This window comes from Phytopseudomonas punonensis (assembly GCF_900142655.1).
Classification (GTDB): domain Bacteria; phylum Pseudomonadota; class Gammaproteobacteria; order Pseudomonadales; family Pseudomonadaceae; genus Aquipseudomonas; species Aquipseudomonas punonensis.
The window spans coordinates 264,797-275,972 of sequence record NZ_FRBQ01000005.1 but is presented as its reverse complement, the minus strand read 5'-3'; the positions used below and the strand labels follow the sequence as shown (position 1 = coordinate 275,972).

12 protein-coding genes and 2 pseudogenes are annotated in these 11,176 nt (G+C 57.1%); 1 reads left to right on the top strand and 13 read right to left on the bottom strand.

Annotated features, from left to right (window positions below):
* The first annotated feature begins 302 nt into the window (after positions 1–302).
* A pseudogene (locus BUC40_RS15315) lies at positions 303–1,104 on the top strand (IS110 family RNA-guided transposase).
* 291 nt (positions 1,105–1,395) lie between these two features.
* Here BUC40_RS15315 and BUC40_RS22745 read toward each other — a convergent pair.
* The 13 genes and pseudogenes from BUC40_RS22745 to BUC40_RS15250 all read right to left on the bottom strand — a co-directional run bounded on the left by BUC40_RS22745 (position 1,396) and on the right by BUC40_RS15250 (position 11,175).
* A complete protein-coding gene (locus BUC40_RS22745; RefSeq protein ID WP_139272191.1) occupies positions 1,396–1,707 on the bottom strand; it encodes a hypothetical protein in 312 nt (103 codons plus the stop codon).
* A gap of 569 nt (positions 1,708–2,276) precedes the next feature.
* Positions 2,277–2,519: a hypothetical protein gene (locus tag BUC40_RS15305; protein ID WP_073267027.1), complete on the bottom strand. Its 243-nt coding sequence runs from the start codon at positions 2,517–2,519 to the stop codon at positions 2,277–2,279.
* Positions 2,520–3,067: 548 nt separating this feature from the next.
* Entirely contained in the window at positions 3,068–3,538 is a 471-nt protein-coding gene (locus BUC40_RS22740) for a hypothetical protein (protein WP_139272189.1), read from the bottom strand.
* A gap of 98 nt (positions 3,539–3,636) precedes the next feature.
* On the bottom strand, positions 3,637–4,119 hold the full coding sequence (locus tag BUC40_RS15295) for a hypothetical protein (RefSeq protein ID WP_073267025.1): 483 nt from the start codon (positions 4,117–4,119) through the stop codon (positions 3,637–3,639).
* Between the two features lie 77 nt (positions 4,120–4,196).
* A complete protein-coding gene (locus BUC40_RS22735) occupies positions 4,197–4,499 on the bottom strand; it encodes a hypothetical protein (protein ID WP_073267024.1) in 303 nt (100 codons plus the stop codon).
* A 78-nt stretch (positions 4,500–4,577) separates the two neighbouring features.
* On the bottom strand, positions 4,578–4,805 hold the full coding sequence (locus BUC40_RS15285) for a hypothetical protein (RefSeq protein WP_073267023.1): 228 nt from the start codon (positions 4,803–4,805) through the stop codon (positions 4,578–4,580).
* Between the two features lie 106 nt (positions 4,806–4,911).
* A complete protein-coding gene (locus BUC40_RS15280; protein WP_073267022.1) occupies positions 4,912–5,295 on the bottom strand; it encodes a hypothetical protein in 384 nt (127 codons plus the stop codon).
* Between the two features lie 83 nt (positions 5,296–5,378).
* The gene (locus BUC40_RS15275) at positions 5,379–5,681 is read right to left on the bottom strand and encodes a YrhB domain-containing protein (protein WP_083593567.1); all 303 of its coding nucleotides are present in this window, start codon (positions 5,679–5,681) and stop codon (positions 5,379–5,381) included.
* 334 nt (positions 5,682–6,015) lie between these two features.
* The gene (locus BUC40_RS15270) at positions 6,016–6,660 is read right to left on the bottom strand and encodes a methionine ABC transporter permease (protein WP_073267045.1); all 645 of its coding nucleotides are present in this window, start codon (positions 6,658–6,660) and stop codon (positions 6,016–6,018) included.
* Positions 6,650–7,690, bottom strand: a pseudogene (locus BUC40_RS15265) (methionine ABC transporter ATP-binding protein); the annotation flags it as partial. The pseudogene BUC40_RS15265 and the gene BUC40_RS15270, both read right to left, overlap by 11 nt.
* A 55-nt stretch (positions 7,691–7,745) precedes the next feature.
* Positions 7,746–8,528: a MetQ/NlpA family ABC transporter substrate-binding protein gene (locus BUC40_RS15260; protein ID WP_425272941.1), complete on the bottom strand. Its 783-nt coding sequence runs from the start codon at positions 8,526–8,528 to the stop codon at positions 7,746–7,748.
* A 29-nt stretch (positions 8,529–8,557) separates the two neighbouring features.
* A complete protein-coding gene (locus BUC40_RS15255) occupies positions 8,558–9,976 on the bottom strand; it encodes an LLM class flavin-dependent oxidoreductase (RefSeq protein WP_073267019.1) in 1,419 nt (472 codons plus the stop codon).
* On the bottom strand, positions 9,976–11,175 hold the full coding sequence (locus tag BUC40_RS15250) for an SfnB family sulfur acquisition oxidoreductase (protein WP_073267018.1): 1,200 nt from the start codon (positions 11,173–11,175) through the stop codon (positions 9,976–9,978). Before BUC40_RS15250 ends, BUC40_RS15255 begins: the two co-directional genes overlap by 1 nt.
* Position 11,176: the final 1 nt, after the last annotated feature.

Sequence of the window (11,176 nt, the reverse complement as noted above, 5' to 3'; positions counted from 1 at the left end):
TTTGAATTCTTCGGGGTAACGCTGGTTGCTCATGGCACCTCCTAGTGGGCCTCATTATGAGGCTTGGAGGTGTCTACGAAACTAGGGGCGATTCATTCTCTTCTGATCTAATCAGTGCTTCGGCCAGCGCCTCTTTGATGCTTCTAGTGGTGTCGGACATGACAGCCTCTAACGATTAAGCTAAGGGGCGGGCTTTAGCCCGTCCCAGCGAACGGAGTGAGCGATTTGAGTGCTGTAATGGACTCTCCCCGCGCCACTGTTCTATACCGAAACCGGTGTTGACTGAGATTGGGAGAGTCGCGATGAAGCATATTGCCGTTGATCTGGCCAAGTCCGTTTACCAAGTTGCCGAGAGTGTCCGTTCCGGCCAGGTGGTGCAGCGCAAGCGGCTGAACCGAGAGGCGTTCAGGCGATATATACAGGAGCAGCCCGAGCCGGTCGAGTGGGTGATGGAAGCCTGTGGCACGGCGCATTACTGGGGGCGCCTAGCGCAATCCTTGGGCCATCGGGTGAAGCTACTCCATGCGCGCTATGTCCGCCCTTACCGGCGGCGCAACAAAACCGACCGTAACGACTGCGATGCCATGCTGGAGGCAGCGCGCTGCACCGATATTTATCCCGTCCCGGTGAAACCTCACGAGCAGCAACTGTTGCAGCAGTTGCACGGGCTGCGCGAAACCTGGAAAAAAAGCCGTACCCAACGCATCAACCTGCTGCGCGGTATTTTGCGCGAAGCGGGCATCGAAGCCCCAGCGTCGACCGCCGCGTTTATCCGAGCCGCCCACGAGTTGGTCGACCGCCCAGAACTCGCGCCATTGAGCGCTCTACTGCACATCGTCCTGACGGAAATCAACCTGTACGAACAGTGCATGGCCGAGTGCGAGCAACAGCTCAAACGCGGCTTTGCTGGCAGCGCAGCGATGCCAGACACGCACGCCGGAAAAGTTGACGCAGTTACAGCGCTGGGTTGTTGAGACAGCAGCCCGCATTGGCCACAACAAAGCAGCCGTGGCGCTGGCCAACAAACTGGTGCGGATCTGCTGGGCGGTGTGGTGCCACGAGCGGCGCTTCAATGGCAATTGGTACAGCGTAAAACCCGCCTGACGGCGGGAGTAATCAGGAAGGCGTGATGGTTTTCTTGTGGTTGTGGTGAGCAGCAGCACTGTCGGAACAGGCGAGTCCTGCAGCGGAACAAGGCCGATAACAATGATGATCTTCGTGATCGATTGAACGCTTGGCCCCCGCTGCGCGAACTACAGAATGGCCAGGGCGCAAAAGCCCAAAACAGGCTAGATATACGAATGCAACCGCGCTGACGACAGGTGCAGAAGAAAAGCTTTGCTCACTACTTGTGGGGAGAGTCCATATACACTCGTTAGGCATGCGGTTTTCGATTCAGAACCGCTGCCCTTTATGTGGCTTGGCGATAACCTGCCATGAGTCGTCATGCAGCACTGTTCCCGGTTCTTCTGTTCGAAGAACTTTTATATAAATTCCGTGCTGCTCAAGTATATTTTTTAGGAGCCACATTTTCTTTATTGCTTCTTCGGCCTCTGGCTTGAACCAAGATATTGCCCTACGGTGTTCTATGTCATTTAAGGTTTCAGGTACTGGCAGGTTTTCATTAAACCATTTTAGAGCGATGCGCAATTCTCTGTGCTCTGAAACAGTAAGGTCACCCTCATCTCTTAGTGTATGGGCTGCCACCAAGGCTCCAGCGCTGTGCCCCGAATCATTGTCACTTTCAAACACCGCAAATCTGATGAGCACAATTGATGCCTAACGTTTGGTTAAGGGGCGGGCTTTAGCCCGTCCCAGTGAGCGAAGCGAACGGTTTGAATCGCTAGTTAGGTTTCTTCGTCATTGAATATTAGCCATGAATGACAGATGCCCTCATGATTTTCTGCTATGAAGAAAATCTCTAACTCTTTGGTGTCAAACTCACGGTATAGCCAGTGGCCTGGAATGGGGCCACGGACTACGTTGTACTCAAGCCCATATTTCACGAGCGGTTGCGAATTAAGAAATTGAGAGTTCAGAAGGATGCTCTCGCCTTGTTTCAAGCTCCAAAGCATGTTCAGGGCATCGATGTTCGTGACTGTGTCTTCTGCAACCGTTAGCAGGGAATTAGATAGAAGCTTTTTCTGAAGTCGCGCACTTCTAGCCATGAATAAACCTAACGATTAAGCTAAGGGGCGGCGGAACGCCGTCCCAGCGAATGAAATGAGCGAATTCAGCGTATTGTTAGGCGTTGAGTTATTTATTTTCCATGAGCTCTATACAGTGCTTTTCTGATTTCTTAAAAAAAGCCAAAACAAACACCAGGCCGCAGTTGCAATTGGTGCGCCTATTATAAATACAACCCACTGCCAAGCTGGCTTCGAGATCGACTTGTCGTTCATATAAATGATAAGGTCGGCCGATGCTTTCCCCATGCCCACGGTCAAGAAAAATAGGGTGAAAACTGAAAGCATCAGCAGTGAAAAGTGCCATATAAAATCTTTTGAGGTATTGCTCATGCAGGATCCTTATTTGCCTAACGTTTGGTTAAGGGGCGGGCTTTAGCCTGTCCCAGTGAGCGAAGCGAACGGTTTGAACCACTAGTTAGGTGACAGCTGGCATGCTTAGTACTACAACTGACGAGCCAAACGTGGCATCGAGAAATTTAGTGTTTGCAGCTAAGACTCGAAGGGCGGGTGGTAAGTCTGCGTAGCATAGCGGGCGCGTCGGTAGTGCCTGCAATTCATATCCGCCGAGCGCCTGTTTTTGGGGGCGGTGGATGTCAGACCAGTCATATGCGAAGAATCCACGTCTGGCGAATGCAACAAAGTCGTCAGGCCGTTTAATTTTTACCAATAGGATGCAATCACACGTTTCCGGTAGCGAATAAACGTCACTCTCCGCAGTGTCAGTTGAAGGCATTGCAGGATCAGGTATAGGTCCTTCACCTCCAGTGGTGAAGAGTCCCACTTGCCCAATTGCATCTACAGCCAGCCATGCGGCATCAATTCCCTGAATATCACACGAAGACATCATTGGCACCTAACGTTTGGTTAAGGGGCGGGCTTTAGCCCGTCCCAGTGAGCGAAGCGAACGGTTTGAACCAATTGTTAGAGAGCTTCTTCATGAGACTGCCACAAATTTTTTGTGCCAGAGCAATTCCCTCCGGTTTGTCAAAATAGAAGGCAGCTTGGACATGGCCATTCTTACCAATTGCAAAACAGTAAAGTGCTGGTAGGCGGTTATCTTCCGCTGATTCAGACAGGCGATATGAAAGCTTTAATGTTTTTTCGTCTGATACTTCTTTTATGTCAGATGCGTCTGGGGAGATTTCGGATTTTAGCCGTGCTAACCGAGCTTCTTTACTTTCATTATTATCGTTATTCCATATTTCAAACCAACTGGTAAAGCCCTTTCGCCACAATACTAGGCTGCCGTCCTCAACTCGTCTGTTAAGTTCAATAGGCAATACGGCACTCCACTCGCTAGTGAGTTGGTAGTGGCCGCTTACTATGGGGAAATCCGGGTGTAGATCCATGTTGTTCTCTAACGTTTGGTTAAGGGGCCGGCTTTAGCCGGTCCCGAGCGAGCGAAGCGAACGGCTTGAACCAGTAGTTAGGAAACCGCACGCATAACTTATAGGGATATGCCGTAGTAAGAGCTTGTTGCTTTTTCTGCTTCCCAAAGAGGTTTCACCCTTGGTGACTCAATGATTGACCTCATTCCGTTACACCACGATTTCCATACGACGGGGTCAATATAGCCAAGCTCATAATAAAGATGCTCTTCTCCGCAAAGATTGAAGTAATCAATTAGCGAGGATTCTTCTTCTGAGGTTAGTGGTGTATTGCTTTTGCCTATGATGCTGGCCAGATTTTCATTCATGCTGTCATAGCGGGCATTGAATTCTTTAAAGAGCTCACGAAATAGCTTAAGTTCTTCTAGGCGCTGCTTTTGGATGAAGTAGATAACTGACAGTACGGAGCCCGCAACTGTAGCGATGGATGTTATTGAGGTTTCAGTACATAAGACAAACGCTACTGCCCCGACCAGTATTGTGCCAAGAAGCCACCAGTAATTCCTGAATAGCCAGAATTTGAGTTTTACGCCGATACGCATTCGGTGTTCCTAACGTTTGGTTAAGGGGCGGGCTTTAGCCCGTCCCAGTGAGCGAAGCGAACGATTTGAACCACTTGTTAGGAGAGCTCTGGGCCGCTAAATTTCCCTGATGCTATGCATTCAAGAAAATTTCTTTTTTCTGACTTAAGAAGCTTACGTGGCGTATAGCCGTGTTCATCAGGTTCTCTTAACCATCTTGCCAGAGACCGGCTTGCAGAGTCTTTAAGAGCTTGGCGCTCTGCGTCAGTGAAATTGTGTTCTATATCATAAGATAAAGACTCAATTTCTTTTACTGCCCAGTCTTCGTCAAATCCTATGTCATCACTTGAAAAATTCAGAGTCCAAAGGTAATTCAAAAGGCAGTCTGCAAGATTTTGCATGAGTTCTCCTAACGTTTGGTTAAGGGGCGGGCTTTAGCCCGTCCCGAGTGAGCGAAGCGAACGACCTTGAACCACTAGTTATGTGCATTTCCGCGCAATAAAGATTACCGGATCGTAGATTTCGGAGGCTGGCCAGAATACCAACCCAAATGGTTCTGCCTCTATCATGATTCCGGGTTCATCCAGAGCCCATTCGTTAATCTGCTGCGGACTTTCAATGACTGCGTACACAATGCCGGGAGTTTTGCCGTGCTCCAGCGTTACAGAATCACCGATGTCTACTGTTTCGCCGCTGGCGTAATTCATATATCAGTGTTTCCGTACTCTGATTTAACTAAATGGACATAACGTTTGGTTAAGGGGCGGGCTTTAGCCCGTCCCAGTGAGCGAAGCGAGCGATTTGAACCACTAGTTAGACGGCAGTTGCAATGCTGCATAATGCTTCCGCTTCGGCGTTTCCAGAGTTTTCATGGATAAAAATAATGTCTTCGGTGATGCCGTGCTCGTTCGTAAGCCCCGCTACGAAATCTCTTTTTGTTTCGGCTGCGATTTGCTGAAGGCTGAACGCGATAGCTTTGGCGTGATTTTTAGTAATTGCTTCCAGATTTAAATCTAAGCCAATGTCCCGGTCGGGTAGATCTTGAGGGCTCATGTCCGGCGTTTTGGGATGCTGGAAGTTTACCAATTTTGGCTCTAATTCGTGTAAGCGTACTGCAAGATCTTTGAGCTCAATCAGCAAGGTTTTTTCGCACGCTGAAAGATCCGAGCCATCCACTCTTATGTACAGCCAGCGCATTACTTGATCTGCCTTCTAACGTTTGGTTAAGGGGCGGGCTTTAGCCCGTCCCAGTGAGCGAAGCGAACGATTTGAACCACTAGTTAGGCGTGTGGACTGCCAGCTTTCTCATAATTCTCAATGTATCGCTCAATGCTAAAAGCTGTGCCAGTCGGTATTAGCTTTCCAGTTTTACGCTCTACAAGCGTTGGGGCGTTACCAGCTAGAGCATATTTGGTATCGCTGGTTTCTAACCATAACTTGGACGTGTGGAAAATTGCCCAACCCCACGGCCTTTCGATAGTTTCGGATTCGACAATGATTATCTCATCGCCTTCAGGTAACCATTCAGGTTTTCCTGTAACGGCCTCTGCGACGAGTTTATGAGCTTGTTCTTTCGTGATCATGGCCAGAAAGCCTAACTATAAATAGACACCAACTGGTGCATAACTACCCAGGCGGGCGTGGTGTATAACATTCCTTGTTCCTCTCGCTATCCGTGTCTAGGTTGAGGTTTTCAGCGTTCCGATGACCGTATAAGGGAGTTATACACCATGGATGGACAGCCTCGATTGCTCGACCAATTGCGGGAGCAGATTCTGCGGAGACGCTACTCGATTCGTACGGCGCCTGTCTATTGCGAGCGGGCAAAGTGCTTATCCATGTTGCATTTCTGCGACATCAGCATAAAAGAAGCCCCGGAAATCCGGGGCTTTGCATTTGCAGTGACAACCTGTTGCCTCACCGCTTATTCAACCGCTGCGCCAACCGATCCCCGCCGAACTGAATAAAGCTGACCATCACCACCAGCACGACGATCACCGTCAGCATCACCTGCGTATCGAAACGCTGGTAGCCGTAGCGGTAGGCCAGATCGCCCAGGCCGCCTGCGCCTATGGCGCCGGCCATGGCGGAGGAGTTGATCATGGTGACTAGGGTGATGGTGAAGCCGCCGACGATGCCGGGCAGGGCTTCGGGCAGTAGCACGTGCCAGACGATATGCCGGCGGCGGCAGCCCATGGCCTGGGCGGCTTCGATCAGGCCGTGGTCGACTTCGCGCAGGCTGACTTCGGCGATACGGGCGAAGAACGGCGTGGCGGCGATGGTCAGGGGCACCACGGCGGCCCAGACGCCGTAGGTGGTGCCGACGATCAGGCGGGTGAAGGGGATCAGCGCGACCATCAGGATCAGGAAGGGGACGGAGCGGAACAGGTTGACGATGGCGCCGAGCACTCGGTTCAGCCGCGGCGCTTCGAAGATACCGCCTTTGCTGCTGGTGACCAGAAATACCGCCAGCGGAATGCCGGCCAGCAGGGCGAGCAGGGACGACACGCCGACCATCAGCAGGGTATCGAGCAGGCCTTGCCAGAGGCGTTCAAACAGCAGCGACATAACCCAGTACCTCCACGTGGTCGGCCAGCGAGCGGGCGTTTTCGATGAGTGTTTCGTGGCCAAGGGCGGATGGGCCAACGGACAGAATCAGGTGGCCCACGGCGTGGCCCTGGATCTGCTCCAGGCTGGCGTCGAGCAAGGTGGCGCGGCCGCCCAAGGCCACCCCCAGTGCCGGCAGGTCCGGTTCCAGGCCCGTGCCGGCAAAATGCAGGCGCAGCACCAGGTCGTCGCGCTCGCCGGGTGAGTCCTGCAAGCGCTGCTGCAGGCTCGCCGGCAGGGCGTGTTGCAGCGGGGCGAGCAGGGTGCGAGTGACTTCGTGGCGCGGCGCGCCGAACACCTGCCAGACCGGCCCTTGCTCGACCACCTCACCACGCTCCAGCACCACCACGCGGTCGCAGATCTCGCGGATCACCGCCATCTCGTGGGTGATCAGCACCACGGTCAGGCCCAGGCGCCGGTTGATCTCGCGCAGCAGGCCGAGAATGGCGTGGGTGGTTTCCGGATCCAGAGCGCTGGTGGCTTCGTCGCAGAGCAGAATCTGCGGGTCGTGCACCAGCGCACGGGCAATGCCCACGCGCTGTTTCTGACCGCCGGAGAGCTGCGCCGGGTAGGCGGTGTGTTTGTCCTGCAGGCCGACCAGTTCGAGTAGCTCGCGCACCTTGCGCTGGCGGGCATCTCGCGGCACGCCAGCGACCTTGAGCGGCAACTCGACGTTCTGCCACACGGTCTTGGCAGACATCAGGTTGAAGTGCTGGAAGATCATGCCGATGCGTCGGCGCATCGCTACCAAGGCGTCATCGTCATAGCCGGCGATGTCGCTGCCCTCGATCAGCACGCGGCCGCTGCTGGGCCGTTCCAGGCGATTGATGGTGCGCAGCAGCGAGGACTTGCCCGCGCCGCTACGGCCGATGATGCCGAACACTTCGCCGCGCTCGATCGACAGCTCGATATCGTGCAGTGCTTGCACCGGACCCTGGGCGCCCTCGTAGGTCTTGCCCAGCCGCTCGAAGCGCAGGTGCGCCTGGGCGACGCGGCTTGCTGCGGCGGCTTGCTGCAGATAGGGATCGAAACCACTCATGTCAGCTCTCCCAGCCAGCCTGGTAGAGCTTGCCGTGGGCCTTGTCGAGGGCGGCGCGCACAGCTGGGGAGTGCTGGTAGATGTCGATGAACTTGAGCAGGCGCGCGTCCTTGGCCTTGGCCGGCTGGGTAACGAACTGAATGATGTACTCGGGGTGATCCACGCCGTCGAACAGCAGGGCAGAACCTGGATCGAAGGTGTTGGCCAGGCGGATATAGGCCGGGTAGCCCTGCACCACATCGACCTCTTCATAGGCGCGCACCAGTTGCACGGCCTCCAGCTCGATGATGCGAATGTTTTTCGGGTTGGCGGTGATGTCCTGCTGGGTGGCCTTGTAGCCGACGCCGGGCTTGAGCTCGATCAGCCCGGCCTTTTGCAGCAGTTGCAGGCCGCGCCCGCCATTGACCGGATCATTGGCGATGGCCACCTTGGCGCCTTCCGGCAGGCTGGCGAAATCCTTGTACTGCTTGGAGTACAGGCCGACGTTGTTGATCACCCCGCGCGCCACCGGCACCAGGTCGTAGCCGCCCTCGGCCTTGGCGTTTTCCAGGAAGGGAATGTGCTGGAAGTAGTTCACGTCGATATCGCCATTGGCCAGGCTGACGTTGGGGGCGATCCAGTCAGTGAACTCGATCAGTTCCACCTCGAGGCCTTGCTTCTTGGCTTCGGCCACGGCGGCTTCCAGCGGCGGCGCGAAGGCCGCGGTGGTGCCGAGTTTGAGGGCTGGCTCGGCATGCGCCAGCGAGCTGGCCAGCAGGGCGCCGAGGGTCAGGGTTTTCAGCATTTTGATCATGATTAGCGTCCTTGTTGTGCTCAAAGCAGGCTCAGGGCGTTTGCGCTGAGGCCTCGCAGGTTGTGATAGCGGGTGGTTGCGCCTTGCAGGCGGGCCGGGTCGCGCCAGGCGGCGCCGGGGTGATTGGCGGGCAGCCGTGGGCCGTTGCCAAACAGCTTGTGGCGCAGGGCGCCGCCTTCGTAGGCGGTCTTGTAGCGGCCGCGCTGTTGCAGCTCGGGAACCACCAGGTCGATGAAGTCGGCGTAGCTTTCCGGGGTGACGATGCGCGTGAGGTTGAAGCCGTCCAAGCCGGTGGCGTCGATCCAGGCGATCAACTGGTCGGCAACCTGGGCGGGCGAGCCGATCACCAGCGGGTAGCGGCCGCCCAGCGCGTGTTGCTCCAGCAGGCGGCGCTTGGTCCAGCCGCTGAAGGTTTTCACTACCGATTCAATGGCGTTGGTCTTGCGCGCCTGAATAGGTTCGTCGAGGCCGAAGGCGGCGAGGTCGATCCCGGTGGAGCTGGAAAAGTGCGCGATACCGGCTTCCGGGCTGGCGTAGCGCAGGTACTCGGCGTGTTTGGCGCGCGCTTCGGCTTCAGTGGGCGCGACGATCACGCCGATGCCCATGAACACCTTGATGCCGTCGGCTTCACGCCCGGCAGAGAGGGCGCTGGCACGCACCTTGTCGACTTCGCTGCGCACCGCCTCGACGCCATTGCCGCCAATGAACACGCATTCGGCGTGCTGGCCGGCGAAGCGCGAGCCGCGCGCCGACGAGCCGGCCTGGAACAGCAGCGGCGTGCGTTGCGGCGAGGGCTGGCTGAGGTGGTAGCCGTCTACCTGATAGAACTCGCCGTGGTGACGCACCTTGTGCACCTTGCCGGGCTGGGCGTAGATGCGCCGCTCGCGGTCGGCGAGCACGGCGTCGTCCTGCCAGCTGCCTTCGAGCAGCTTGTAGAGCACTTCCAGGTATTCGTCGGCCAGGTCGTAGCGCCGGTCGTGCTCGACCTGCTGGCTAAGCCCCATGGCTTTCGCCGCGCTTTCCAGGTAGCCGGTGACGATGTTCCAGCCGACCCGGCCGCCGGTCAGGTGATCGAGGGTGGAGAGGCGCCGGGCGAAGGTGTAGGGCGCCTCGTAGCTGAGGTTGGCGGTTACCCCGAAGCCCAGGTGCTGGGTGACGCCGGCCATGGCCGACACCAGCAGCAGCGGGTCATTGACCGGCAGCTGGATGGCTTCCTGCAGGGGCAGGTCGATGCCGTTCTGGTAGACGTCGTAAACACCGAGGATGTCGGCGATGAACAGCCCGTCGAACAGCCCGCGTTCGAGCAGCTTGGCCAGGTCGGTCCAGTAGCTCAGGCTGTTGAAGTCGGTCGACCTGTCGCGCGGGTGCGTCCATAAACCGTGATGGATATGCCCGACGCAGTTCATGTTGAAGGCGTTGAGCAGGATCTGTTTGCTCATCAGATCGTCCCCCGGCGCGGCGGCAGGCGGCCGTTGAGATAGAAGTCGCCGATGGCGTGGTATTTCCAGCGCACCGGGTCGTGCAGGGTGTGGGTGCGGGCGTTGCGCCAGTGGCGGTCGAGGCCGTACTCGGCGAGGGTGGCGCGGCTGCCGGCCAGTTCCAGCAGTTTGCTGCCCAGCAGCAGCGAGGTTTCCGTGCTGATCGCCCGGGCTTCGGCGACGGCAATTGAGGCCGCAGCCACGCTGTCGGCATCCGGGGCGGCCTGGGCGCGGTCGACGAATTCACCGGCGCGCTCCAGCAACGCTTCGGTGGCGGCCAGGCGCACGCGCAGCTTGCCGATGTCCTGTTGGGTCAGCGGGTCGTCACTGGCCTTGTCGATGCCGGCGTCGATCCACGGCCGCGACTTGTGGCGTACGAAGTGCAGCAGGTCTTCGTAGGCGCCGCGGGCGATGCCGGTGTCGATGGCCGCGTGCAGCAGCTGGGCGAATGGGCCAACCGTGGTCCGGCGCTCGAAGGCGCTCTGGAACGGCACCACGTCTTCGGCAGCCACCGCCACGCCGTCGAACACCACGCTGCCGCTGCCGGTGGTGCGCTGGCCGAAGCCGCTCCAGTCATCGATCACTTTCAGGCCGCTGGCATGGCGTGGCACGAAGGCGAGAAAACCAACGCCGTTTTCGTCGATCGCCAGCGTCGGGATGCGCTGGGCGAAGAGGGCGCCGGTGCAGTAGAACTTGCGCCCATCGATGCGATAGCCCTCGGCCGTGCGGGTCAGACGGGTGTTGCGATCCAGCGCGGTCTTGGTGCCCAGCTCGGCCAAGGCGTTGCCAAAGCGCTGACCGGCCAGCACCTCGGTATACAGGCGGCGCTGCTGCAGTTCGCTGCCATTCACCCGCAGCACTTCCAGGGCATAGAAATGGTTCTGGGGGATTTGCCCCAGCGAGCCGTCCGCCTGAGCGATGCGGGCGATGACCTTGGCCAGGGTGACGCTGGAAACCCCAGCGCCACCAAAAGCTTTGGGCACGCTGATGCCGCCCAGACCGGACTGGCTGAATTGCTCCAGCTCGCCGTAGGGCAACTGGCGTTCGGCATCGCGCTCGGCGGCGCCGGTTGCGAATTGCTCGGCCAGGCGTTTGGCGGTGGCCAGTGCCTCGGCGTCGTTGCGGATGGTTACCGCTGCGGTTTTGAGAAGTGCGTTCATG

Coding starts and splice junctions, on each gene's coding strand:
- BUC40_RS15305 (WP_073267027.1), bottom strand. CDS start 2,519: ATGAGCAATACCTCAAAAGATTTTATATGGCACTTTTCACTGCTGATG.
- BUC40_RS22740 (WP_139272189.1), bottom strand. CDS start 3,538: ATGGATCTACACCCGGATTTCCCCATAGTAAGCGGCCACTACCAACTC.
- BUC40_RS15295 (WP_073267025.1), bottom strand. CDS start 4,119: ATGCGTATCGGCGTAAAACTCAAATTCTGGCTATTCAGGAATTACTGG.
- BUC40_RS22735 (WP_073267024.1), bottom strand. CDS start 4,499: ATGCAAAATCTTGCAGACTGCCTTTTGAATTACCTTTGGACTCTGAAT.
- BUC40_RS15285 (WP_073267023.1), bottom strand. CDS start 4,805: ATGAATTACGCCAGCGGCGAAACAGTAGACATCGGTGATTCTGTAACG.
- BUC40_RS15280 (WP_073267022.1), bottom strand. CDS start 5,295: ATGCGCTGGCTGTACATAAGAGTGGATGGCTCGGATCTTTCAGCGTGC.
- BUC40_RS15275 (WP_083593567.1), bottom strand. CDS start 5,681: ATGATCACGAAAGAACAAGCTCATAAACTCGTCGCAGAGGCCGTTACA.
- BUC40_RS15260 (WP_425272941.1), bottom strand. CDS start 8,528: ATGCTGAAAACCCTGACCCTCGGCGCCCTGCTGGCCAGCTCGCTGGCG.
- BUC40_RS15255 (WP_073267019.1), bottom strand. CDS start 9,976: ATGAGCAAACAGATCCTGCTCAACGCCTTCAACATGAACTGCGTCGGG.
- BUC40_RS15250 (WP_073267018.1), bottom strand. CDS start 11,175: ATGAACGCACTTCTCAAAACCGCAGCGGTAACCATCCGCAACGACGCC.